Origin of the sequence: Chloroflexus sp. MS-CIW-1 (assembly GCF_030444705.1) — a bacterium.
Lineage (GTDB): Bacteria > Chloroflexota > Chloroflexia > Chloroflexales > Chloroflexaceae > Chloroflexus.
Window position 1 is genome coordinate 1,699,350 of sequence record NZ_JAUBWR010000001.1, and the last position, 23,649, is coordinate 1,722,998.

Annotated in this window: 20 protein-coding genes; 14 read left to right on the forward strand and 6 right to left on the reverse strand. The window is 53.1% G+C overall.

Annotation, left to right across the window (positions count from 1 at the left end; all coding sequences use genetic code 11):
* Positions 1-16: 16 nt before the first annotated feature.
* A complete protein-coding gene (locus QTO31_RS06800; protein ID WP_301428509.1) occupies positions 17-706 on the reverse strand; it encodes a uracil-DNA glycosylase in 690 nt (229 codons plus the stop codon).
* An 85-nt stretch (positions 707-791) separates the two neighbouring features.
* Between QTO31_RS06800 and QTO31_RS06805 the strand changes: the two genes are divergently transcribed.
* The 8 genes from QTO31_RS06805 to QTO31_RS06840 all read left to right on the forward strand — a co-directional run bounded on the left by QTO31_RS06805 (position 792) and on the right by QTO31_RS06840 (position 10,480).
* Positions 792-1,676, forward strand: coding sequence for an alpha/beta fold hydrolase (locus QTO31_RS06805; protein ID WP_301428510.1), 885 nt, complete (start codon positions 792-794; stop codon positions 1,674-1,676).
* A gap of 247 nt (positions 1,677-1,923) precedes the next feature.
* Positions 1,924-2,964 carry a Flp pilus assembly protein CpaB gene (locus QTO31_RS06810; RefSeq protein WP_301428511.1) on the forward strand — a complete coding sequence of 347 codons (1,041 nt, stop codon included), beginning with the start codon at positions 1,924-1,926 and terminating at the stop codon, positions 2,962-2,964.
* Positions 2,965-3,086: 122 nt separating this feature from the next.
* Entirely contained in the window at positions 3,087-4,337 is a 1,251-nt protein-coding gene (locus QTO31_RS06815; protein ID WP_301428512.1) for a CpaE family protein, read from the forward strand.
* Positions 4,338-4,386: 49 nt separating this feature from the next.
* The gene (locus QTO31_RS06820) at positions 4,387-5,787 is read left to right on the forward strand and encodes a CpaF family protein (RefSeq protein ID WP_301428513.1); all 1,401 of its coding nucleotides are present in this window, start codon (positions 4,387-4,389) and stop codon (positions 5,785-5,787) included.
* A gap of 42 nt (positions 5,788-5,829) precedes the next feature.
* On the forward strand, positions 5,830-6,831 hold the full coding sequence (locus QTO31_RS06825; RefSeq protein WP_031458670.1) for a type II secretion system F family protein: 1,002 nt from the start codon (positions 5,830-5,832) through the stop codon (positions 6,829-6,831).
* A 9-nt stretch (positions 6,832-6,840) separates the two neighbouring features.
* On the forward strand, positions 6,841-7,782 hold the full coding sequence (locus tag QTO31_RS06830; protein WP_031458671.1) for a type II secretion system F family protein: 942 nt from the start codon (positions 6,841-6,843) through the stop codon (positions 7,780-7,782).
* A 7-nt stretch (positions 7,783-7,789) separates the two neighbouring features.
* Positions 7,790-8,143 (forward strand): DUF192 domain-containing protein, encoded by a 354-nt coding sequence (locus QTO31_RS06835; protein ID WP_031458672.1) that lies wholly within the window; start codon positions 7,790-7,792, stop codon positions 8,141-8,143.
* A 384-nt stretch (positions 8,144-8,527) separates the two neighbouring features.
* On the forward strand, positions 8,528-10,480 hold the full coding sequence (locus tag QTO31_RS06840) for a glycosyltransferase family 39 protein (protein WP_301428514.1): 1,953 nt from the start codon (positions 8,528-8,530) through the stop codon (positions 10,478-10,480).
* A 328-nt stretch (positions 10,481-10,808) separates the two neighbouring features.
* On the opposite strand, the gene QTO31_RS06845 is transcribed toward QTO31_RS06840, so the two are convergent.
* Both QTO31_RS06845 and QTO31_RS06850 read right to left on the reverse strand, forming a co-directional pair.
* A complete protein-coding gene (locus tag QTO31_RS06845) occupies positions 10,809-12,035 on the reverse strand; it encodes a glycosyltransferase family 4 protein (protein WP_031458674.1) in 1,227 nt (408 codons plus the stop codon).
* A gap of 14 nt (positions 12,036-12,049) precedes the next feature.
* Complete coding sequence (locus tag QTO31_RS06850; protein ID WP_035419019.1) at positions 12,050-12,631, reverse strand: hypothetical protein; 582 nt, start codon at positions 12,629-12,631, stop codon at positions 12,050-12,052.
* A gap of 49 nt (positions 12,632-12,680) precedes the next feature.
* On the opposite strand from QTO31_RS06850, the gene pdxH reads away from it, so the two are divergent.
* Both pdxH and QTO31_RS06860 read left to right on the forward strand, forming a co-directional pair.
* Positions 12,681-13,316 (forward strand): pyridoxamine 5'-phosphate oxidase, encoded by a 636-nt coding sequence (gene pdxH / locus QTO31_RS06855; RefSeq protein WP_031458676.1) that lies wholly within the window; start codon positions 12,681-12,683, stop codon positions 13,314-13,316.
* A gap of 608 nt (positions 13,317-13,924) precedes the next feature.
* Positions 13,925-14,341 carry a polymer-forming cytoskeletal protein gene (locus QTO31_RS06860; RefSeq protein ID WP_031458677.1) on the forward strand — a complete coding sequence of 139 codons (417 nt, stop codon included), beginning with the start codon at positions 13,925-13,927 and terminating at the stop codon, positions 14,339-14,341.
* An 80-nt stretch (positions 14,342-14,421) separates the two neighbouring features.
* On the opposite strand, the gene QTO31_RS06865 is transcribed toward QTO31_RS06860, so the two are convergent.
* Entirely contained in the window at positions 14,422-15,132 is a 711-nt protein-coding gene (locus QTO31_RS06865) for an IS630 family transposase (RefSeq protein ID WP_301429445.1), read from the reverse strand.
* Positions 15,129-15,551, reverse strand: a complete 423-nt coding sequence (locus QTO31_RS06870; protein WP_011955408.1) for a helix-turn-helix domain-containing protein — start codon at positions 15,549-15,551, stop codon at positions 15,129-15,131. Before QTO31_RS06870 ends, QTO31_RS06865 begins: the two co-directional genes overlap by 4 nt.
* Positions 15,552-15,615: 64 nt before the next feature.
* Between QTO31_RS06870 and QTO31_RS06875 the strand changes: the two genes are divergently transcribed.
* Positions 15,616-16,107, forward strand: coding sequence for a septum formation initiator family protein (locus tag QTO31_RS06875; RefSeq protein WP_035419022.1), 492 nt, complete (start codon positions 15,616-15,618; stop codon positions 16,105-16,107).
* A 471-nt stretch (positions 16,108-16,578) separates the two neighbouring features.
* Here the strand turns inward: QTO31_RS06875 and QTO31_RS06880 are convergent, their stop codons facing one another.
* A complete protein-coding gene (locus QTO31_RS06880; RefSeq protein WP_301428515.1) occupies positions 16,579-19,995 on the reverse strand; it encodes an adenylate/guanylate cyclase domain-containing protein in 3,417 nt (1,138 codons plus the stop codon).
* A 135-nt stretch (positions 19,996-20,130) separates the two neighbouring features.
* Here QTO31_RS06880 and QTO31_RS06885 point away from each other — a divergent pair, with 135 nt between their 5' ends.
* From QTO31_RS06885 to QTO31_RS06895, 3 genes are all read left to right on the forward strand, one after another.
* Entirely contained in the window at positions 20,131-21,435 is a 1,305-nt protein-coding gene (locus QTO31_RS06885) for a pseudouridine synthase (RefSeq protein WP_301428516.1), read from the forward strand.
* Between the two features lie 117 nt (positions 21,436-21,552).
* Positions 21,553-22,041, forward strand: coding sequence for a plastocyanin/azurin family copper-binding protein (locus tag QTO31_RS06890; RefSeq protein ID WP_301428517.1), 489 nt, complete (start codon positions 21,553-21,555; stop codon positions 22,039-22,041).
* A 318-nt stretch (positions 22,042-22,359) separates the two neighbouring features.
* Entirely contained in the window at positions 22,360-23,322 is a 963-nt protein-coding gene (locus QTO31_RS06895; RefSeq protein ID WP_301428518.1) for a sortase, read from the forward strand.
* The last annotated feature ends 327 nt before the right edge of the window (positions 23,323-23,649 follow it).

Genomic DNA, 23,649 nt, shown 5'->3' on the forward strand with positions numbered 1-23,649 from the left:
ATCGTTATTATCTGCATTATAGCTGATGTTCTGCCGTTAGCAACTTCCTGGTGCAGGCAAAGAGCTGACGTAACTCTTCGGCAAAGCGGCGTGCACCACCTTGGGCTGGATGACGAACCACTGCATGGGGAATACCGAGACGGCAGAGGGCCTGATCGGCAATTCGACCCATCGCCACAACCGGGCAGGCAGAAAAGAGACTGCACACGCGCTCTAGGAAGGGTAACCCAAGCCTCAGTTCGTGCTGGCGTGGAGTACGATTGCTCTGTGGTTGACCTGGTTGATGTGGATGTATCGGAAACGTATTCCAGCCAACGGCAAATCGCTTTAGTGCTGCCAACTCGCGATAGACAATCGTCGCAGTCGGTTCACGTGAAATTCGGCCATCAGTGGTTGCCAGGGCAAATCCCCGTTCAACCCCAAATTGATGTAGTGGTTCAATGCCGGACAGCAGAATCTGTTCACTGGTAAAGGGAACGCCAGTCCGTCGTGCGCCGTTGTAACCGGGAGCCTCGCCGACCAGCAGCAGATCGGGGCCTCGTTCTAGCGCCAGCGAGAGCGCCAGGGCCAGATTGTTTCGGCGAATGGCATTCCCCTGGGTTTGCAACTCATCAGCAGCACGCCAGGCATACATATTGACCGTATCAGGTGGCGCTTCAAGCGCAGCCAGATCACTGATCAGTTCGTTAATCATCGATGGTGACATACTGTTTAACATCAGCTCATACGACTGCCAACAAACTGTAACTGTTTGGGATTATAGTGGATCTCGGAATAGAGGAGGTTCTACCATGACAACATTGTCTACGCTTTGGGAAATCGAGAGTCCACTGGGGCCGGTTGCTTTCCGAGTTTCAGGGCAAGGACGTCCAGTGATCTTCTTACACGGCTGGGGGGCTTCAAGTCGTTACTGGCAGGCCGCACCGGCATTTTTGCCCGACTACCGACTGATTGCGATCGATCTCCCCGGTTGTGGTGCTTCACCCGCACCGCTTGAACCGATAACTCTAACTTCGTATGCCAGAACTGTGTTAGCAGTAGCCGACGCACTCGGTATTGACCGGTTTGCGTTAGCCGGTCATTCACTGGGTGCCGCAGTCGCTCTGGCAACCAGCGGATTGGCACAAGAGCGAGTCGAGCGTCTCGTCTTAATCAGTTTCGGTTTTAGTGCCAACCTTTATGAAGAAAGCCTGGTCACCATTGCCGGTGCTCAGTGGCAGGTAGCTGCTGCTTGGTGGCGACCGTGGTTGCTCTGTTGGCGACCGTGGTGGGAAGTCACACACAATTGGCGGAGAGCGTGGTGGACACTGCCACCAACACCAGAGTTACTGGCCCGCCCGATGGTACGACGCCCACTCGACAGTTCACTGCTGGCGCAGGGGATCGCCGATCTGGTTGTGATGGATCCGCTAGTAGCTATCGAATCGGCTGCTATTATAGGCCATCCACAGCTTAAACGGGTACTACAGCGCCCCTTGCCGCCAGTCTTGCTCATCAGTGGACGTAATGATCCGGTCTTTCCACTGGCAAACGTGATGGCGCTCAGTCGTTATTTGCGCGATGTACAGGTAGTGTTCATTCCTGACTGTGGTCATGTACCAATGGTTGAAGAACCGGCAACATGTTATCAAACAATTGCACAATTTCTTGACAGGGAAAACGACTATTTGTCGTAAGATGCTCTGTATTGTGAATAAGTATCGTTCTGGGCTAAGAAACCCTCTCCTATAAAGGTAGTAAAAGCACAGCGTCATCTACGAAAAACAACACTCTATTCGATGACCTGATACACATGAGTGGCTGTCTAAACCGCACCCGTTAAAGAAGGTGTAAGAATTCCTGTCACAGCTTGCTTGTGTATGCTATAATGGCAGCGCAATGCGCGAAGCCGACCGGCTTCGTTGAACAGGAAGGTTGCCTTCTATGCAGCGTGGTGCGTTACTCTTTCTACTGATCGGACTTATTGTCATTATCGGTGGACTGGCGGCTTTTTTGATCTTGCGTGGTAGTGAAACTGCTGTCACTACCTCCCAAACGCCTGAGGTTCCGCCCCCTCCTACCCAGGTACCCTTTGTTCCTGTTGTGCAGGCGCGTGTTGATCTTGAAGCAAACACCTTGCTCAATGATCCAACAGTGCTCGAAGTCGCTGAAGTACAGATTACCGAGTTTGATGAAGCGCAGGAGTTCAGCAAGATTAATGATGTGCTCGGCAAATTATTGATTAATCCGGTTCCTGCTGGTCAGCCGATCAGGCGTGCTGATCTGCGTGATCCCGGTCTGGCACAACGTATCCCAACCCCCGAACCTGGACAGCCACGAGTAAAGGCGTATCCACTCTTCGTGAATAATCTGTCCGGTGTCGCCGACCAGATTGGAGTAAATGATTTTGTTGATGTCGTGGCTACGTTTTCGGTTGAGCGTCAGATTGTTCGTCCTGGCCCGCGACAGGTAATAACCGTGAATGATAACGATCAGGTTATACGTGAATTTGAATTTGGAGAAACACAGACCTTCTTCACGACCAAGACGATCATTCAACGTGCACAGGTATTGCAGATCGTGCGACCGGCAGTACCAACTGCATCTGCCGAAGGGGCAGGTACCAGCCCGACCGAAACGATCCCACCGCCGCAATCGTCAAGCCTGCCGCAGGTTGATGCTTCCGGACAGCCTATCACCGGTGGTCAGGTGGTTGAGGGTGGGGCAGGCGGTGTCAGTACATTGACAGAAGGATTTTGGATGGTCGTGTTAGGGCTGACCGACCAGGAAATCGAGTTAATGGAGTTCGCACTGCAATCAAATGCCCGGATCGTCTTGGCGCTCCGTGGTGCTAATGATACTGCGATAGAGGAGACCACAGGTGTAACCCTTGATCTCCTGGTCCGCGAGTTTGGGGTTCCTCTGCCCCGTCCATTACCGCCACGGGTATACAGCGAGGACGAAGTTTTCCGACCGACGCCCTAGCCTATTCCATGGAAGGCAGCTATGAGGTACAATACTAACGTACCGTATAGTCTACACAATGCTTGCTCGTATTCGTGATGCTCACGTCCGTTACTAACGAGGCAAACTGAGGAGTTATCGCAATGAGTGAAGGTGACAAGATTCGAGTCATGATCGTTGATGACATCGTCGATACTCGCGATCAACTCGAAAAACTGCTCTTCTTTGAAAAGGATATTGAAGTCGTTGCCAAAGCCAGCAACGGACGTGAAGCGATTGCTCTTGCGCGTCAGCATCGCCCACAAGTCATTTTGATGGACATCAACATGCCTGATATGGATGGGATTGCTGCGACGGAAGCGATCCTGACCCAAGACCCGACCATTCAGGTGATCATTATGAGTGTCCAGGGTGAAACCGATTACATTCGGCGGGCGATGCTGGCAGGAGCGCGCGAGTTTCTCATTAAACCGATCAGCGCCGATGATCTCTATCGCTCGATTCGTCATGTCGCACGTCTGGCAGCAACCCGTCCGGTGGTGCCGGTTATGGGGATGAGCGGTCAGACGGCGAGCGGACCGTCTGGTGTTGATGGAGAAATCTTTGCCGTATTTAGCCCGAAAGGCGGTGTTGGTGTTTCGTCAATCGCGGCGAACCTGGCGGTAGCTATTCGTCAACAGACAAACAAGAAGGTGGCGCTGGTCGATGGGAATGTTCTCTTTGGTGACCTGAGCGTGCTCCTGAATCTGCGGCCGGATAAAACGATCCTTGATCTGGCCTCGCGTATCGAAGGACTTGATCGCGATCTCTTGAACGATGTGATGGCGACTCATCCGACACAAATCCGTGTTCTTCTGGCTCCGCCTGATCCACAGCGCGGTGAACTGGTTACCGCCGATCAGATTCGCACGATCCTCGAAGCTTTGCGTCAGGAGTTTCACTACGTCATTGTCGATACACCAGCATCATTTCAGGATCGCTCACTAGCTGCACTTGATCTGGCTCAGCGCGTGATTACCCTTATGACCCTCGAAATGCACTGTATCCGGAATGTTAAACTCTTCCTCGAAGTGGCCGATCTTCTCGGGTATCCTGCAGATAAAGTGATGTTGGTGCTGAATAAAGCAACAAACCGTACCGGTATTCGCGCTGAAGATGTCGAGAAGCATCTCCAGCGGAAGCTGGCGTTGCAGATCGGTGATGCTGCTCAGGAAATGACGCTGGCTATTAATCAGGGTACACCCCTGATACTGGCAAAACCTAACCATCAGGTGTCGAAAGACATTATGAACCTGGCTCGTGAGTTGGTGGCTAAGTCGAGCAAAGAGGCGGCAGCGAGCAAAGAGGCGGCAAAATCGCGCGGTCTGCTCGGTGGTTTGATCCCCCGCCGCTAGATAATTGCTGCTATAACCGACGGTTGTTTTACAAAGGGAGGTTAACGCAATGTCATTGCTTAAGCGAATTGGCGGAGGCGTTCCGACGCCTGCCGAACCGACTCTGTCGCGAGCGCCGATTCGGCCAGAGACAACCGGTCGACTGCCGTCGGTTGGGGTTCCCAGTACTGGTACTGATGAGACGTTTCGCGAACTTCGCTCGCGAGTGCAGGATCGCTTGATTAATGAACTAAACCCCCAGATCGATTTGAGTAACCCGGCAAAAGTGCGTAAACAGGTCGAAGAGATCTTTAACGCAATTCTTGATAGCGAAAGTATTGTTCTGTCGCGCAGTGAACGCCAGCGACTCTTTGAAAGTATTGCTGCCGACATCATTGGTCTTGGTCCGATTGAACCACTTTTGGCCGATGATGAGGTTAGTGAAATTATGGTCAACGGCCCCAAGCAAGTCTACATTGAAAAGAAAGGGAAGTTGATAAAAACTGATATTACATTTACCGATGATGAACACGTCATGCGGATCATTGACCGGATCGTGGCACCATTGGGGCGGCGGGTCGATGAATCATCGCCGATGGTTGATGCGCGCTTGAAAGACGGTTCGCGGGTAAACGTTGTCATTCGACCGCTGGCGCTTAATGGGCCGACGATCACTATTCGTAAGTTCCGCAAAGACAAGTTGACCGTCCAGGATCTGGTTCGATTCGGTTCTATGTCGCAAGACATGGCCGATTTTCTGGCTGCTTGTGTCCAGGCTCGTTTGAACATTGTCGTCGCTGGTGGAACTGGATCGGGGAAAACGACGTTGCTCAATGTGCTTTCGTCATTCATTCCCGAAGATGAGCGGATTATCACAGTTGAGAATGCAGCCGAATTGCAACTGCGTCAGGAGCACGTCGTAACGCTCGAATCGCGGCCACCGAATGTAGAAGGTAAGGGCGAAGTGACCATTCGTGATCTGGTCATTAACTGTCTGCGCATGCGCCCTGAACGTATTATTGTCGGTGAGTGTCGTGGTGGTGAGACTCTTGATATGTTGCAGGCGATGAACACGGGTCACGATGGTTCAATGACAACTATTCACGCCAATACGCCACGCGACGCAGTGAGCCGAATCGAAACAATGTGTCTCATGGCGGGCATGGATTTGCCGGCCCGTGCGATTCGTGAGCAGATTGCCTCGGCGATCCATGTGTTCGTGCAGCAGTCGCGTTTGAAGGATGGTTCACGGAAGGTTACTCAGATTACCGAAGTTGCCGGTATGGAAGGCGATGTGGTCGTGTTGCAAGACATCTTCGTCTTCGAGCAAACCGGAATTGATGAAAAGGGGAAGATTGTTGGTCAGTTGCGACCAACTGGTGTACGACCACGTTTTCTCGAGAAATTCGAGGCCCTCAATATCTTTCTACCGCCGACCATCTTTGGTTCGTCGGAACGTTTCAGCTTCTAATACTCCCGACGATTGTCGGCGTGAGAAGGAGGCATCACCGTTATGGAACGCTTGCTCGCACCGGATATGTTGCCAGTTACACTCGCTGGTCTAGGGGTGCTTCTAATCCTGCTGATAGGTGCAGTCGTGCTGTTGATGCGTCAATCGGCAACGGCTGATGTTTCCCAGCGGCTCGAGACATATACCGGTGGTGGTCGCGTGCAAGAACGTGCGAATGAGCCAATTGCTCGTCAGGCTATTGAGCGCATCGACTCGGTTGTGTCGCGGAGTAAGCAGGGCAGTTCGATCAAGCAAGAATTGGCGCGTGCTGATTTGAAGCTGACGGTCGCCGAGTTTATTGGGTTAAAACTTGGTGCTGCACTGCTTGGGGTAGTCTTTGGCTTTATTCTCGGTCGAGCTTCGCCTGCTGCTCAGATAGCCGCTGCAATCATTGGTGCGGTTGTTTTCTCATTTATACCTAACATCTATGTGAACATCCGGGCGGCGCAACGGTTGAAAGCGTTTAACAACCAACTAGGTGACGTGATCACCATGATGGCGAATGCACTCCGCGGCGGTTACAGCTTCTTGCAAACCCTCGATATGGTTGCGCGTGAAGCTCCAGAACCGGCGGCGACCGAATTTCGCCGTGTTGTCCAGGAAGTAGGGCTGGGTCGCTCGACTGAAGAAGCGCTGCAAAACTTGTTGCGGAGGGTACCCTCTGATGACCTTGACCTTCTGATCACTGCGGTCAGCATCCAGATGGAAGTAGGAGGTAATCTGGCGCAGATTCTTGATACTATTGGTCATACTATTCGCGAACGAGTACGTATTAAGGGTGAAATTTCAACCTTAACCGCACAGGGACGTATCTCTTCGTGGATTATTACTGGATTACCGATCGGTCTCGCGATGTTCATTACCGTGGTAAATCCCTCCTATATGGCACCCCTCTTCACCTTTGGCTTTCCACCTGAGGCCTGGTGTTGTATGCCGGTGACATCCCTCTTTATGATTGCGCTTGGTTACTTTGCGATTCAGAAGATTATTGATATTGAAGTGTGAGGTGCTGCGATGTCTGTGATTGATATAACTATCGTGGCCCTGATTTTGGTAGTAGGTATGGGGCTGATCATCTTTGCCGTCAGGCAAATGAACCAGTCGAAGGCGATCAGTGAACGGCTTGATCAATATACCGATGTCTCGCTCTCTCTCGAAGAGTTGGAGTTACAGCAACCGTTCAGTGAACGGGTGTTAAAGCCACTCTTTCGTTCACTGTTAACCACGCTGGGACGGTTTGGCCTGAAACAGAATCAAGAACGCTTGCGGGTGAACCTTCAATTGGCCGGTAACCCCGGTAATATCACCCCCAATATGTTCATCGGTCTGCGGATGGCGCTGGCGATTTCATTGTTGGTCGTCGTTGGCCTGTTGGTTATCGGGCGACTGCCGTTTATGCAGGCGTTGATGGGAACGTTGATCGCAGCAATGATCGGTTATATTCTGCCTGGTATCTGGCTCGACCGCAAGATCAAAGAACGGAAGAAGAATATTCTCAAAGCGCTGCCTGATGCGCTTGATCTGCTCTGTATCAGTGTTGAAGCAGGTCTAGCATTCGATCTGGCTCTCCAGCGGGTTGCCCAAAAGTGGGATAATGAGCTGTCACGTGAGTTTCAGCGCGTGCTTCAGGATATTCGTCTCGGACGTACCCGCCGTGAAGCGTTACGCGATCTGGTAACCCGCACTGGCGTCGAGGATGTGCAAACCTTCGTATCGGCAGTCATTCAAGCTGATCAATTAGGTGTGTCGATGTCGAAGATTCTGCGTATCCAGTCAGATCAGTTGCGCGTGCGCCGTCGCCAGCGGGCTGAGGAGGCAGCTCAGAAAGCGCCGGTGAAGATGCTGATACCGATGGTATTCTTGATCTTCCCAGCCCTGTTTGTTGTTATTCTGGGTCCGGCTGTGCCAAGGATTATGCAGGCACTTGGTGTTATGAATAGTAATATGGGGAACTAATAGCGGTATGGTTCAAGTTGTTAATCAGACGCGACGCGCCATCCTTGCCCGCAAGTGCGAGGTGGCGCGTTCGTTTGTGGCTCGTGGTCGTGGTCTGTTAGGGCGCGAGTCGTTGCCGGTTGATGGTGGATTGCTGATTGAACCATGCAGTAGCATTCATATGCTCTTTATGCGCTTCGCTATTGATGCGATCTTCGTAGATCGGCATGGGAAGGTTGTGGCGCTTTATCCAAATCTGCCACCCTGGCGTCTCTATGCCGGCCATCGTCAGGCTCGTTATGTGCTTGAATTGCCAGTTGGGGTGATTGCTGCGACGCAAACAACGATCGGTGATCAGATTGTTGTGCAACCGATAGGATAACGTGGCAAGAAGGTCGTTCAATCGGCGTTTTCTGTTGAGTCAGGGTAGAGAAAGTAAAAGGTAACTAAATGAGGAGAATAACCGACGGGAAGGGTTTTACCCTGTCGTGCTCTAATCTTGCTCTTCCGCAAGCGAGTGCTTGAGCATTCTCTACTCTGTAAGGGTGTGGAAGTTTCTACCCCCAGTGGAATGATGGGAGAGGGGTTCTGCTCGCTCTCGGCAGAATGCGGGCTGGTGGCTCGCTTTCCAGATAATAAAGAGCGTTTTTCAGGTGTTCTTTGCGGTGCTTAGTGTGAGGCGAGAAGATCAAGTTCTCGAACGAAGGTTTTGCATCAAGGTTTATCCCTGCGGTTCAGTATGCTGTGGTAGCATTGTAAGTTCTGTATGACAGTGTTTGATACTGTTTTGTCGCGGATTGGGTTGCGCTGGTTGGTTCTCATTCTCCTGCTGGCTTTTTCTACCCTCTACGGTGTAACGTTAACGAACGTGCATACCTTCGATGCACTTTCGTACATTCTCGATGTTGACCGGAAACCGTGGTCAGAGTTGTTTCATCCACATCACCTGTTATATGGCCCCCTTGGTGCAGTAATTCGGGCACTGGCAACCGTTATCGGATGGCATGGTAGTGTTGCTGTATGGCTTCAGGTTATCAATGCGATTGCCGGTGCGATCGGGGTGACAGTGCTTTTTGTTCTTTGCAGGTCAGTCACTCGGTCAACTGGCGCCGCATTGATAGCGAGTATCAGTATGGGTTTCAGCTATGCCTACTGGTACTACGCCGTCGAAGTTGAAGTGTATACCCTTGCAGTGGTGGCACTGGTCGCCGGACTCTGGTTGATGTTCAGAATTGTGCAAACCCCAACGTGGCAACTATCGGCGTGGTTAGGTCTGGTTCATGGTTTTGCCGTTCTAGGCCATCAAACGAATGTCTTATTTGCAGTACCTGCTCTGCTGACGATTGGCCTGAGCGCAAAGACACAACGGCTTCGTTACCAGCTTGGGGTTGCTTATGTGCTACCGCTGGTGGCGGTGGTCGGTAGTGCGTATCTCTGGGTTGCCTTTGGGGTAAGTGGGATGCGGAGTTGGTCCGAGGTGTGGATATGGCTGACCGGATATGCTCAGACCGGTTTTTGGGGTGGCGCTATCGATAAGGCTAAGTTGATCGGATTGCTGAAGGGCTGGCGTGAGACGCTAGCACTCCAAGGAGGGGCATTTATTGGCATAAGCGGGATAGTGCTCTTGCTGGCTGGTCGCAGCGCATTTTCGCGCCTGCCTCATCCGTTGTTGATCGGGGTCTTAAGCTGGTTGATAGTGTACGGTCTGTTCTTTCTCTGGTGGGAACCTGACAACATCGAATTCTGGATTGCCAGTCTGCCACCGTTGGTACTCTTGTTCAGTGCGGTATTGACGATACAGTGGATTTATCGGGCGGGTCTTGTGCTGGTGATAGCCATGTTGGTACTTAACTTGCCAACGATTATCGAACGGGGTGATGCTCATCGTGATTGGCAACGGCGAATTGCCGAGGCGGTAGCGGCGCTGACTCAAACTGGCGATCTGATTATCGTGCCCGACGGTGTGCTCGAACTGTATCTACCTTATTACTGGGGGCACGAAAATGTCTACGGTCTCAATCAAGCGATGACTGCCAGTAGTGGTGATTGGTCGGCAGCCTGTGCGCGCATTCAGCAGCGGATTGAAACTACCCTTACTGCGGGCTATGCCGTCTTGATTGCCGACGAGGCACAACGACCACTGCCGGCGCCACCCGATCAACCCCCAACACCTGCCGAGCGTTTCGGGCTAACTGCGGAGACGGTAGCTGCGTGCTATGCGCCGATTCAGTCGATGTTGCAGATAGCCCCGTTACCGGCCGATCTACCGGTTTACCGGTTTATTCCACGTGCCAATGTATTAGCCGGCGGCGAAGGATGGGATTTTCGTCGGGGGCATTGGGGGTGGCGCGCTGAGCAGGTAGAAGCAGAGCGTATAACGCCTTCGGGCTGGCATATCATTCCGGGAATTGATCCCAAGTTGATTAGCCCGCCGTTGCTTCTCTCGTCTGCTGATATTGTTGCGGTAGAGGTACGGTTGGCGGTAACAACAGATGTGCATGATGCGCAAATATTCTTTCTCGATCTGAATGGCCAGGCGCGTGAAGAACACTCAATCTCGTTTACCCTCATGCCGGGTACAGATATGACCACCTACCGTCTCCCGTTCAATAGCATAGCTGAACAGATGGAAAAGATTGGTGGTATCCGCTTTGATCCGGTTAGTGTAGGAGATGGGGGCACGGTGATCGTTGAGTCGATTCGTCTGATTTACCGCTGATCCGAGCCGGTGCTGCGGAGCACGCCTGGTGGCCCTCACCTTCCCCCCAGCCCCCTTCCTCTCCCACGCTGCGGGAGCGGAAGGGGGAGGGTGGCGGTGCTTACCTTCGTGCTGGCTCCGTTCCGCTTTCACACGGGGAGCGGAAGGGGGAGGGTGGCGGTGCTTACCTTTGAGCTGGCTCCGTTCCGCTTTCACACGGGGAGCGGAAGGGGGAGAATGGAGCGGGAGCGAAAGCATGTTGGAATACCTCACGCGATGGTTGCACAGGTATCGTGTTTCATGCTTCAGCGAAACGACACAGAATACATCAGGGCAGGTACCACTTTGGTTATTCGTTAGCTTCTTCATCTGATTGTTGACGGCGGGCGATCACCGCTGCGTAGATTGCTTCGATAGCAATCGCCGCTCGTTCCCACGAAAGTTCTGCTACTGCTCTTGCCCGTGCACCAGCCGCACGTTCGGCTGCCAGCTCGCGATTCGTTAGCGCTAATTCCAGTTGGGCTGCAAAATCGGCTACACTACCGAGTTTGGCGTAAAAACCGTATGGCCCCAGAATTTCGCGGTTCACCGGTGTATCGAAGGCAACAGTAGGTAAACCCATCGCCATATAGTTGCCGATTTTACCGTTACCCTCGGTTAAACTCATCTTCGGGGCGACGGCAACCTCACCGAGCGCCAGGTAACTGTGGAGATCACGGTACATAATCCGACCGGGAAGTGTAACGTGATCGGCAATTCCCAAACTGGCAGCCAGATTGCGGTAACTTTGTGGATCGGGGTGACCCATGATCAAGAAATGGAGGTCAGGATACCGCTGACACAGATGCCGGGCCACTTCGAGCAGCAGATTGGTGCCCTGATAAGGGGCCAGCAAGCCAATATAGACCACGATCCGCCGATCTGACGGAATACCGAGCTGAGCGCGCAACTCAGCGCGTTGGGCTGTCCATTCGGGTGAACCATCGAAGGGGCGAAACCGCTCGGTATCGACACCGTCGGCAATGGTGAAGAGGCGATCTTCCGCAACCGATCCATCACGACGGAGAAGATTGGCTGCGTTGTGAGTCGATGTCATTACCGCATCGGCGGTACGGTTCAGCATGCGTTCCAGACGGGTCAGAGGGACGAACAGCGGATTGCTGCGCCGAATGAAGCCATGGTCGAGCATCTCGCTGGTCATACTGCCCTGGTAATCGAGGATCAATGGCCGACGCAGCAGGCGTTGGAGTGGAAGCCCAATAGCAGCCGCCTCGTGAGTGTGAGCGTGAATAACATCTGGGTGCATCTGGAGAGCGGTGCGTAATACACGCCATCCCAAGCCAATATCGAGATAGAGTTTATGGCGTGATGATCCAACAACGGCGCGCTTGATCCAGGGAACGTCCCACGAACGGTAAATGGTGATCCCCGGAATATCATCACCATTATGGTACGTCACCAGTACAATACGATGACCACGGCGTTGTAGGGCACGAATCTCTTCTAAAATACGCACATGATTACCGTAGTCGGAAAAGAAACTCGTCGAGGCGATCATCAAAATGTTGTATGGCATAGCGGTACAGGGCATTAGCCACGTGTGCGTGTGGTGTTCATTGCAGGAACACCAATGCGACGCTGCACGACCAGGTGCAGCGGTGGCCCAGCCGATGGTTGAGCACCGGCTAGAATAGCTTCATAGTGCAAATCGGGATCGGGTAAATCGAGGTGAGCAATCCATTCGTCGGGTAAGGTATCGGGATCAAACGTTAAATGAACGATACCCCGTTCACCGTAGAAGGTGGTTTCAACCGCTTCAAACCGTTCTTCAAGAACAATTGCTCCTTCATACAGGCCACGCGCCCAACTCACACCATTCCCGCCCACTTCGATCCAGACACTGCGCGTTTGTAAGCGGCTGGCCAGTCCTTTGGCTAGTGTACGGTCGGCGAAGTAGCGGGGGTCTTCCCAAATTGCTACCCATCCCTGCGCCGATGGTGCAACGAAGAAATGGCGGTAGGGTTTATCAGGTATCATGATAATGCCGCTTATCTCGTGCGGGGCGCGCTCAACGGCAATGAACCCCTGCTCGATGAGCAGTCTGTGCAGCGCCTCTGCAACGATAGCGTGATTAGTGTGAGCAACATAAATGGCAGCGCTATTGTTCATCATCGGCGCTATTGTAGTTCAGTCAGCGTTCTTATGCAAATGGAGTACTGTGATGAATCTGGCCGATTTACGTAAGGAGTACACGCAACGCGGTTTATCGGAAGCTGACGCCGATCCAGATCCAATTGTGCAGTTTATGCGCTGGTTCGACGAAGCGGTAGCAGCAGGTTTAATTGAGCCGAATGCCATGACTCTGGCGACAATCGATCCTGATGGACGCCCCTCGGCCCGTATGGTCTTGTTAAAGGGGGTAGATGAACGTGGTTTCGTTTTTTTTACGAATTACGAGAGTCGGAAGGGACAAGCAATGGCCGTTCATCCTGCGGTAGCTCTCGTCTTTTACTGGCCTGAACTTGAACGGCAGGTGCGGATAGAGGGGTATGCAGAAAAAGTCAGTGATGAAGAGGCCGATGCCTATTACGCCACTCGGCCACGTGACAGTCGTATCGGAGCGTGGGCTTCGCCACAGAGCAGGCCAATTGCTGATCGGGCCGAACTGGAACAGCGGGTGGCCGAAATAGCCGCTCGTTTTGCCGATCAAGACCCGCCACGGCCGCCGTTTTGGGGTGGTTACCGCGTGATTCCAGATCGGATTGAGTTCTGGCAGGGAAGACCTTCGCGCTTGCATGATCGACTCTGCTACACTCGTCATGATGATGGTTGGCAGCGCGAACGACTCGCACCGTAATGAAGTGGTAAGAGTTCGTGAGGGTTCCTGAAGCGTTTCCACTGGCGTAGCGTTTCGTGTTGTAACGGCTTTCTCGCTGCGAACGAACAACGACACGAGTGATAAACGCCATCTAGCAACTCACGTCCTCCCCGCTCTTCTGGTGGGCGCGGAAGAGGATTGGGACGAAGGTGAGAGGGTTGGTGCTACTGCGACGTGCGCTGCTTTCCACATGATCCCATCAGTTAGCATGTCACAAGTAGGGGCAGGGGTAGAACCTGCCCCACCGAGACAGTGAGCGGTTCGTGTTCCGAGGCGCGGCACAGCAGGGAGGAATAGCCCTTACAAGACGCTGACGGACGAAATCGGTGCACCGACGAGGGGCATGGTGTCAGACCACTGGCAGAACAGAACGTTACCTCTTCTGTGCTCGTTGTTCTTTTCTCTTTTCACCACTGCGAGAGGGGAAAATGTTGAAACGGTGCGTGGTTCTTGCTGAACGTTGCCCCATCAGCGACTATCGTTTATAATGTCAACAACGATTACCCGAACGATTGGGTCGTCTCCCGGCCTCGTTAACGTCTTTTGATATAAGCAGGTGGCCGGTTATGTGGAGGAGGATCGCGCGCATGTTTGGTACAAACCGCAAGCCCGCTCAAACGCCGACGATTGTTAATGGGCGGACAGAAACGGTCATCGGTGCCAATACCCGGTTTATTGGCAACTTGAATGCCGAAGGGAATGTTCGCATCGATGGCGCGGTGGAAGGCGATATTGAGGTCGTTGGCAATCTGATTATCGGCGAGACGGGGCGGGTTATTGCCACGATTAAAGCGCGGAATGTTCATGTATCGGGTGCGGTGAAAGGACAAATTACGGCGCTCGAACAGTTGGAAATCTCACCGACCGGTAAGGTGTGGGGTGATATTACGACGGCTGCGCTGCATATCGAGCCAGGTGGCCTCTTCCGTGGTCAGAGTTCAATGACGACCAATATTGAAGAGCCGTTATTACTTGAGCCACCACGTCCAGCCGCAGAATCGTGATCATTGCATCGCGTAGGGCGATGGGTACTTGCACAAGTTGCTACATCACTACTTGATGCAAGTACATATTAGTCCGTAAACTAAGTTTCCTTGTATTTTTCATTCTCGGGATGGACTTTGGTGTAGTGGCTATTGAGCTTGGTTCGAGCGGCCTGGATGGAGAACTGCCAGTTGATCTTGATCGCCTTGGCGCTGCGCTCGTTGAACAAGGCCAACACCTCCCGGCCCAAGGTCTGGATCGATGGAATGCGCCTGTTGAGGCAGAGGCGCGAGATCACTGCGAACTCGCACTCGATCATATTGAGCCAGGAGGCCGACTTGGGTGTGTAGATGAACTCGAAACGCTCTGCTAAGGCAAACGCATCTTCAGCCGGTAAATGCTCATAGAAGGCACTGGCGTTGTGGGTGTTGAGATTGTCCTGTACCAGTCGGATCTTGATCGCGTTTGGATACTGGGCGGCAAGTGCTTGGCAAAACAGCGTGTACTCTCGTTTGGTGCGCTGTGGGTGTACCTGCGCCAGGCGCTTGCCAGTCAGCGGTTCGATTGCCGCCAGCAGCGCACACGAGCCAAGCTTTTCATACTCGTAGTGCTGTTTTCGTGGCTTGCCTGGCTGCATCGCTGCCGGAACGAGGGTGTCGCCGATCAGAACGCAGGGCCGTTCGTCATAGCAGATTACCGGATAGTGCGGGTCATACGGCAGCGCATAGAGTGCCAGAATGCGCTCCATCTGGGCCAGAAAGGCCGCAGTGAGGGCGCCAAAGCACCAGGTCTGCTGTACATGTGGCTTCAGCTCGTTTTTTTTAGAATTGTGCCAACCATAGTATGCGAGATCGTCTCACAGAAGCCAGCTTCGACGACTTTCTCAGCCAGGAGGCGCAAGGTCCAGCGGTCATGGCCTTCTGGTGCATCGCTACACGCCAATGCCGTGACTTTGGCGCGCTGAGCGCCATCAATGACAATCGGACGGCCAGAACGCGGCGCATCGTACAGACAGTCCAACCCTTTGGTGCGGTAGCCGTTGCGCCAAGCGGCGACCGTGGTGTAGGTCACATCGAGCGTTTCAGCCACCGCACGCAGGGTCTTGCCGCGATCGAGTTCGAGCAGCGCGGTCGCGCGCTTGAACGTCTTGACCGCGAGCGTACCTTTGGCAAGCAGTCCTTCAAGCGTGGTGCGGTCGTTCTCTGTCAGAGTCAGGTGATCTTTTTTCATACCACCAGTCTATCCGATATCACCTCGGAATGCAAGAGAACTTAGTTTACGGACTAATATTCTTATGCGTCGTTACCGTTCATCACCAAAACCCTCATATTCATTCACTGCCTGGCGACGGATCTGGGCCACATTTCGTGGCCGGATGCGACGCTGGTTAAAGACAACTTTTCCCGGTGGTAGTCGCACGCTGGCTTCACTGGCGATCATGGGAGTCTTGCTGGTGATGATCGGGAGCATTACCGTTACGCTGGTTAATCAGATTATCATTGCTCGTGCGCTTGAACGCGAATTGGCGACTGCGCAGGTAGAGATGCAGGCATTGCAGGCCACGATGCAGGCCTTAACGGCGCAACTTGAATATGAGCAGTCGGATGCCGCAACCGAAGCGTGGGCTCGTAATCTTGGCCTGGTACGAGAAGGCGACATTGTCATCGTCCCTGAACGAGTGCCAACGCCAGTACCATCACTAACATCGCCAGTTGTACCGACACCTGCGCCGCTTCCATCGCCAGCACCTAACTGGCAGCGCTGGTGGCAAGCGTTTTTTCCCTAATCTGGCTCTATATCAGTGTCTTGTCTTACCGGTTTGCGGTGGACTATAGTTATTCCCCGCGGTTGTCATTCACCATCTGAGAGCCTGATTGAAAACCTGGGCTTTCTCATTGAGCATGTACCGTGACGTACTATACTCGTGCGATCATTGTGTGAGGGGTTGACAGCATTCTTTCGCTCCAGCTACCCCACGTTCCCTCTGTCTCTCCCCGCGTAGGAGTGGAAGAGGGCGAGGGGGATGGTAAGGAAGCACCAATTTCCCCCTTCCGCTCCCCAGGTAGGAGAGGAAGGAGGTAAGCGGGGAGGTGAGGGGCGCCAGGCATGTTCCCAGGCGTGCTCCACAGCACAGGCGCTAAAACCGTTGAAACCCTGTTTAGATTGAGGAAACGCCTGGGTTGCCCGCCAACGTTTGCAGATACTATTGTCGAGTCTCATCAAAAGTCCAGGTTTTTGATCACGCTTTTAGATAACCTTACTGCATCGCCCGGGCTAGCTTTTCAAGCTGATTCAGCAGAACAATTTCAAGAACAGCTATTTGTGAACTATGGGCGAGGGCGATAGCTTGCCAGATAAGTTGACGGGCTGCGGTAATGTTGTGGCGGTTGAAGTGTAGAACTGCCTGAGTACGTAATCCAAGCACTTGACTATACCGATCACCGATTGACCGGGCCATGTGCAAAGCTTGCTGTAGTCGGTGATCGATACCATCGTATTGCCCAAGCATTATCATCGTATAATACAGACCGATCTGAGAGCGATTTTCGATGATCTGGTCATTGACCATTCGTGTCAGTCGTATTGCCTGCTGGAAGCGCTTTTGTGCTCGTTGGAAATTATCGGACTCAATGAGTATCCAACCTTGCAATTCATAACTTTGGGCAGAGAGACTTTCCATCGCTATCAGATCGATGAGCATAGGTTGTGGTGATGTGTGGCGGGGTACCGTTTTACCGATCCGGTTTATACGGTGAAGCGTTGCCATTGCCTGCTTGTATCGACCCTGGAGGGCCAAATATTGGGCGTTGACGAGCCAGAGACCGGCTTGCAAAAGGCGACCGGCACGTGCATCATTCTGGCTTAAGCGGTCGATTTGCCTCTGAGTGGAGATACGTTGCGTGGCGAAGTGATCGAACTGACCGCTAACGAGCATATGATGGAGATACAGCACCGAAGCCAGAGCATGCAAAACCGGCTGTTCTTGTTCGGGCAAGATGCCCTTAAACAGGTGGAAATCTTCTGCCTGATGTAGATGATCACCAATCCGATCATTAAGGATGATACGCAAAACGAGAAGTTCGGCGCGCCGAGAAGAGGTATAGTTCGGCGCAATTCCCTTTTCAATGTAGTGCAGCGCTGTTTGAAAGAGTGAACGTTGGACGCAGATCAATGCCGCTTGCCAGCAGTGTTCGACAGCGTTGGCCCACATTTCGGCGCGTAAGCTGTGGTGAATCATAACGTCGTATACGGCCAACGGTGCTTTCATCTGAGTGAGTTCGTTCTGATACTTTGTCAGATACCAGGTATAGGCTGCCTGATGCAAATCGCGACGTTGGGTGAAGAGCAGGCTGTGGTAAGCGGCCTCGTGTGCGATACCGAAGATAAACCGATAGATCGGCTCTGGTTCGTTCATCTCGAGTTCGATCAACTGGTCGCGAACCAATGCGGCAATATCTTGATGCAATTCATCTTCAGTAAGGTGAGCGGGGTGAATATGCTGTAACAAGCGCAGCGGGAAGCTCCGGCCAATGACAGCGGCTATCTTCAACGTGAGGCGGGTGCGTTCACCCATTTGATCGATTCGCGCCTGTACGATCCCCAATGCCTGGCTTGAGAGTTGTAGCGATGGGATGGGTTCATGTAAGCGGGCAGTATCTTGTTCAATGGTGATCAGACGTTTTTGCAATAATATATGCACATATTCTTTGATAAAGAATGGTTGTCCGGCAGCGTACCGTTCGAGGTATTGGAGCAGGGGCGTATCGATCTCCTTCACACCGATTAACTGACGAATGAGATGGATGCGTTCAGCCGCAGGCAATCGCTCAAGCAGATGATGGGTTGTAAACGGCTGCCGACGTATGCTCTCGATGATGGGGGTTACGTGATTGGCGAGTGGACGGTACGATACGACGATCAACAGCGGTAAGTGAGGGAGCACTGCTTCAATGATCGCGTTCAGGAGTTGCAGCGACGCTGGATCGGCCCAATGAATATCCTCTAATATGATCAAGAGGGGTTCTCGCTTTAGACGATTGATCAGTAGCTCAATCACAAGAGGGCTAATATCAGTTGAGCGTCTTGCGTGCACAAATCCGTCAATGTTAAGAAGGTGCGCCAGCGTTGCGATGTGGTTGGGGAGAGCTGAGGATAATTCGGTTGCCATCTGCTGTAACCGTTCATATCGAGCCTGCAATGGAGTGCTGTCATCAATGCCACACAACTCACCGAGAATGAACCGCCACGGATGCAGCGGCTGCTCTTGCATCCCGCTTTGACACTCGCCTCGGAAGCTATGATACCGACGCTCAAGCCATTTGATGCTCAGATGATGAATCAGGCTCGATTTCCCAATCCCAGCTTCACCCTCGATAAGTAAGACCTGACCCTGGCGCGGAGCATTGGCGATAAGCCGATCTATCATCTGACGTTCCTGTTCGCGCCCGATCAGCTCAGTGTACGCGGCCAGCGATGCCTGTAATGCTTGCTGAGTAGCAAGAGTTGGCTCACTGAGAACAAGCGCTGTGGGAATGGGTTGATTGTAACCCTTGATCGGCACGAGTTGCGGCTGAGTGGTGCGATACCGGCCCATAATATCTTGCCGTACCCTTCCAGAGACTACAATCGCGCCGGTTGGGGCTTGATCCATCAACAGGGCAGCCAGATTCATTTCTTCACCCTGCGCAGTGTACACTCGTCGCAGACGCCCCCCAACTTCACCGACGAAAAGAGTGCCCACAGTAATTCCTGCCTTGCGAATTACGCCGCGATTACGGAGTTCTATCGCACAACCAACCGCCCGGCTGGTGTCATCGCCATGAGCAACCGGTGCCCCAAACAAGAAGACCATAACCGCACCTTTGCTCCCCAGCTCGATCTCGTTGAGCCACCCTCCCCAGCGCATCGTGATGGCTTGTGCTTGGGTAACCAAGGCTTGCAGGTCAACCGGATATTCTGGTAAATCAAAGGCTGCGAACACCGGAACACATCGCCGATATTCAGCAACCAGAGTGTTGAGTTGGAGACGCCGAGCGAAACTCGGCGGGAGAAAATGTTCCCACCGCAGGATAGGGGCTTCTGAAGGGTAGTAATCGATGGTCGGAGTTGGCTGCGTATTGATCAGTAAGAACTGCACCTGCCCCGGATTGGCCTGTTGCTCGGCCAGACTGGCGGCATTGATCGGTGAACCGATCAATATCGGGTGGATACCTTGATTGGGTATCCCTACCAGGGTCAGATATACTGTCCCGACACTGATCCCTACCCGAAGTTCGAGCGTGAAAGGTCCTTCGGGAGTTGAGATAGGATTGAGGGTTGTTAGTGCATTATGGAGGACATAACCACAGCGCATCGCCAGCGCGGGATCGGTGATGTCTGGCCACCATGCGGTCAAAGCATCGCCAGCAATGTGGATGACGTCGCCGCCATTGGCAGTAATCGTAGCGATGATGACCTCGAAATAGCGGTTTAGAATATTGTGTAATTGCTCGGCTCCGTCGGGAAGTGTGGCAAATAATGCGGTGAGACGAGTGAACCCTTTCAGATCAGTGTGGAGGATGGTTGCCTGATACGTCTGAACCTGTCCTGCCCGTAATGCTCCAGCATCAAGTGCATCGCGTAAGGTGACAGGGACGTAAGGTCGGAATAACTGGTTAAGTGTTTGTTGTTCCATGTGCTGGCAATAAGCTGCTGTTGCCTTATCTTCTTATTGTACTCTAAATCGGGTTGTAAAACGTAGTATGGTATACTGTCAAGCGACGACGAGTTGTCATTCTACCGCATCTTCTCGGACGTAGAAAGGCTATCTGTGAGTCCTGAACGTTTGCAAAAGGTCTTGGCCAGTGCAGGTATTGCTTCACGACGTGATTGTGAAGCACTCATTGCTGCCGGACGAGTAACGGTCAATGGGCGTGTCGTGGTTGTGCCCGGCACACGGGTTGATTTAGAGCACGATGAGGTACGGGTTGATGGTCAGCCAATCCGTATGCCGGCCAAACGTACCTATATTATGCTTCATAAGCCGGCAGGTGTGGTGTCAACCGCTGAAGACACCCATGGTCGTCCAACTGTGCTCGATCTAGTGGATGTACCGGCACGGGTTTTTCCGGTCGGGCGCCTCGACATTGATAGTGAGGGTTTGATATTGCTGACCGACGACGGCGAATTGGCGTATGCCCTGACCCATCCTAGCTTTGAGGTTGAAAAAGAGTACCGTGTGCTTCTTGATCGGCCACTGACACCAGAGGCGTTGCGGAGTTGGCGTAATGGTGTTTTGCTCGATGGTGAGATGACAGCGCCTGCCTGGGTAGAAATGATCGGGACGGCACCGGAGGGGGTATGGGTTCGGATCGTCTTACGGGAAGGGCGTAAGCGTCAGATTCGGGCGGTTGCCAAACTGCTCGGTTATGAAGTGCGACGGTTGATACGGGTACGTGAGGGTAATCTGCTACTCGGCGACTTACCACCACGATCCTGGCGTTATTTGACCGATGAAGAAGTTGCCGCGCTGCGTGCTCACATCTCGGCCCGACGGCACCCGCCGACAAAATCAGACGAAACGACACCGGCTGTTCGACCACCAGCTGATCGTTCTACCATTGCTGTGGGTGGTGATGAGCGCACAGCAGGAAGGCGACCGGAGCGCGGCGAACGGGGTGCACTGCCACGCCAGGAGCGCGGCGAACGGGGTGCACTGCCACGCCAGGAGCGCGGTGAACGGGCAGTACCGCCACGTCAGGAGCGCGGCGAACGGGCAGTACCGCCACGTCAGGAGCGCGGCGAACGGGGTGCACTGTCACGCCAGGAGCGCAGCGAACGGGCAGTACCGCCACGTCAGGAGCGCGGCGAGCGGGCAGCACCGTCACGCCAGGAACGCAGCGAACGGGCAGTACCGCCACGTCAGGAACGCGGCGAACGGGGTGCACCGTCACAATGGCGAGAAGAACAGCGCAGTCGTGCAGGGAAGAGCACAGGGCGGACGTATCGAGACGAGCGTCAGCGTCCAGCAAACAGCAAATCATCATCTGCACGACCGAATCGTCAAGGCGAACCTGCTCAGAACAATCTCCAGCAACGCATCCGGCGCTCGCATCGTGATAAAGATCAGGAATAATTCCTATCAAAATGAACTATGGATAAGTAGCACTGATGAGCTTGACAAAGCACAAGATAGTGGTATAAATGTTTGGGTGTATGCTTGTGATAGATGCCACAAGAAAGGAAAAGAGTGATGAAGATGTGGTCACGGATGCTCACATTGGTGGTCTTAACGTTGATGGCTTTGGCACTGGCAGCCTGTGGTGGTGGTGGGAGCAGCAGTGGCGGTGCTACTGGTGGTTCTGGTAGTGGGCCGGTCACCTTAGAAATCGGTTCAAAGGGTGAAGAGCTGGCTTTTGATAAGACAGAGCTGAAGGTTGCGGCAGGTCAGACGGTCACAATCCGCTTCAAGAACACCTCGGCTGTGCAACAGCACAACTGGATTCTGATCAAGGGTGGCGATGCTGAAGCTGCTGCAATTGCTAATGCCGGTTTGACTGCTGGTCCGGCGGCAAACTACTTACCGGCCGACAAGAGCAATATTATTGCTGAGTCACCATTGGCCAACGGTAATGAGACGGTCGAGGTGACATTTACGGCACCGGCCCCCGGTACGTACCTCTACATTTGTACCGTGCCAGGTCATTACCCGCTGATGCAGGGTAAGTTGGTGGTAAACTAACATCTTAATCTGTGACACAAATAATCACGGAGCACGACAATACGTGCTCCGTGATTTTATGTTGTGTATGAATATGGTGGTCAAAGAGCGTGATCAGAAACTCGTGGTTTTGATCAAGCGCTCATCAGGAGAGTCGGCTGAAGTGGCGAGTAACTCAGCCGCCGCATCAACAACCTGGGCTGTTGATAGTCTGTTTTGTTCTTCCTTCAAAGGTCATTGTTGATTTTGCCAGAGACATCCCTCCGCCGTTCCTGTGCGTAACACAAGATGGTACATGATATACTGAATAACAAGTTGTAACGCTGAGGAACACTGATCATGCTTCGTCGTCTACCGCTTATTGGTCAACAAATTGTTCATCGCATCAATTGGCGGCGTGTGCCGACAAAACGTCGTGGGCAATGGCTCGTTGGGACATCACTGATGGTTATCGGCGCGAGTTTGCTTATCTATGTGTTGTTTGCAACCCTGCAAGTGGAATATTACCGTTGGGCTGCCCGTGGTGATTCACCTTTACCGGCGCCACGATTGACCACCAGTGGCTTTCGCCCGGCCGATGCACGTCCACTGTTGCCTTTAGCTGAGATCACGGTTGCCACCCCTGTACCGACTAACGCAACTGTTCCAGGAGGGGAGACCGCGTCCGACGCAGTGGTTGCCGCGCCGTTACCAGCTTCAACCGATGGTACGCTACCGCCAATACCGGCAACGAACAGGGCAACGACTCTTGCCGGGGTTGATAGCGGTTTACTTATTTCTGAACCGCCTGAGTCGACGCGAGCTGAATGGGTAGCAACAGTTGAACGTTTGGTAATACCGAAGATTAAGGTCGACTCGAAGGTGATCGAAGTGGGATGGGAGACAGTGGAAGAAAATGGTCAGTTGATCTCGGTCTGGCAGGTCGCTGAGTTTGCGGTTGGTCAGCATCGTGGATCGGCTAATCCCGGTGAAGGCGATAATATCGTACTGGCAGGACATGTCGGTGGGTATGGTCGGGTTTTCAAAGACCTCTTCTACCTGCAACCGGGCGATGAGGTGATTGTGTACAGTCGAGGTCAGCCCTACCGCTACATCGTACACGAGCGGATTATCGTTGATGAAGAAGGGGTGCCCGCTGAGCAGCGATTAGCCAATGCTCGCTATATTGCACCAACCGGTTATGAGGTGGTCACGATGATTACCTGCTGGCCACCCAGTGGACCCGATAAGTTCAAGCAACGTGTCATTGTGCGAGCGTTACCCGCTGCGAGTGTAGATAACTCTGATGAGCGTGCTCCTTAAAGCACATCTGTACAATACTCTTCTCCAGGATTTGCTTTCACGATAATGCCGTACCTCTCAGAGTGTGTCTGAAAAAATGTTGAGTTATGTACAACACTGAAACGTGACTTCAGCAAGCCAATCATTCCGTCAATCCCTGGTCGGCAAGGGCATATTCAGCTACACGCTCAGGGAATGGAAGAAGCGCCTGATGCAGCACCGCTGCACCTCCGGCCTCGTCTCCCATCTCGATATCTGTCCAATGCCTGAAATCGCTCTCCCCCCTTTTTAACCCCTTGTCTGGGGATCGTCCTGATCCTGCATACGTGCCTCATCGCCATTGTTGCA

What these genes read in the sequence shown, in the direction of transcription:
- QTO31_RS06800 (WP_301428509.1), bottom strand. Translation starts at nt 706, where the DNA reads ATGTCACCATCGATGATTAACGAACTGATCAGTGATCTGGCTGCGCTT.
- QTO31_RS06805 (WP_301428510.1), top strand. Translation starts at nt 792, where the DNA reads ATGACAACATTGTCTACGCTTTGGGAAATCGAGAGTCCACTGGGGCCG.
- QTO31_RS06810 (WP_301428511.1), top strand. Translation starts at nt 1,924, where the DNA reads ATGCAGCGTGGTGCGTTACTCTTTCTACTGATCGGACTTATTGTCATT.
- QTO31_RS06815 (WP_301428512.1), top strand. Translation starts at nt 3,087, where the DNA reads ATGAGTGAAGGTGACAAGATTCGAGTCATGATCGTTGATGACATCGTC.
- QTO31_RS06820 (WP_301428513.1), top strand. Translation starts at nt 4,387, where the DNA reads ATGTCATTGCTTAAGCGAATTGGCGGAGGCGTTCCGACGCCTGCCGAA.
- QTO31_RS06825 (WP_031458670.1), top strand. Translation starts at nt 5,830, where the DNA reads ATGGAACGCTTGCTCGCACCGGATATGTTGCCAGTTACACTCGCTGGT.
- QTO31_RS06830 (WP_031458671.1), top strand. Translation starts at nt 6,841, where the DNA reads ATGTCTGTGATTGATATAACTATCGTGGCCCTGATTTTGGTAGTAGGT.
- QTO31_RS06835 (WP_031458672.1), top strand. Translation starts at nt 7,790, where the DNA reads ATGGTTCAAGTTGTTAATCAGACGCGACGCGCCATCCTTGCCCGCAAG.
- QTO31_RS06840 (WP_301428514.1), top strand. Translation starts at nt 8,528, where the DNA reads ATGACAGTGTTTGATACTGTTTTGTCGCGGATTGGGTTGCGCTGGTTG.
- QTO31_RS06845 (WP_031458674.1), bottom strand. Translation starts at nt 12,035, where the DNA reads ATGCCATACAACATTTTGATGATCGCCTCGACGAGTTTCTTTTCCGAC.
- QTO31_RS06850 (WP_035419019.1), bottom strand. Translation starts at nt 12,631, where the DNA reads ATGATGAACAATAGCGCTGCCATTTATGTTGCTCACACTAATCACGCT.
- pdxH (WP_031458676.1), top strand. Translation starts at nt 12,681, where the DNA reads ATGAATCTGGCCGATTTACGTAAGGAGTACACGCAACGCGGTTTATCG.
- QTO31_RS06860 (WP_031458677.1), top strand. Translation starts at nt 13,925, where the DNA reads ATGTTTGGTACAAACCGCAAGCCCGCTCAAACGCCGACGATTGTTAAT.
- QTO31_RS06870 (WP_011955408.1), bottom strand. Translation starts at nt 15,551, where the DNA reads ATGAAAAAAGATCACCTGACTCTGACAGAGAACGACCGCACCACGCTT.
- QTO31_RS06875 (WP_035419022.1), top strand. Translation starts at nt 15,616, where the DNA reads ATGCGTCGTTACCGTTCATCACCAAAACCCTCATATTCATTCACTGCC.
- QTO31_RS06880 (WP_301428515.1), bottom strand. Translation starts at nt 19,995, where the DNA reads ATGGAACAACAAACACTTAACCAGTTATTCCGACCTTACGTCCCTGTC.
- QTO31_RS06890 (WP_301428517.1), top strand. Translation starts at nt 21,553, where the DNA reads ATGAAGATGTGGTCACGGATGCTCACATTGGTGGTCTTAACGTTGATG.
- QTO31_RS06895 (WP_301428518.1), top strand. Translation starts at nt 22,360, where the DNA reads ATGCTTCGTCGTCTACCGCTTATTGGTCAACAAATTGTTCATCGCATC.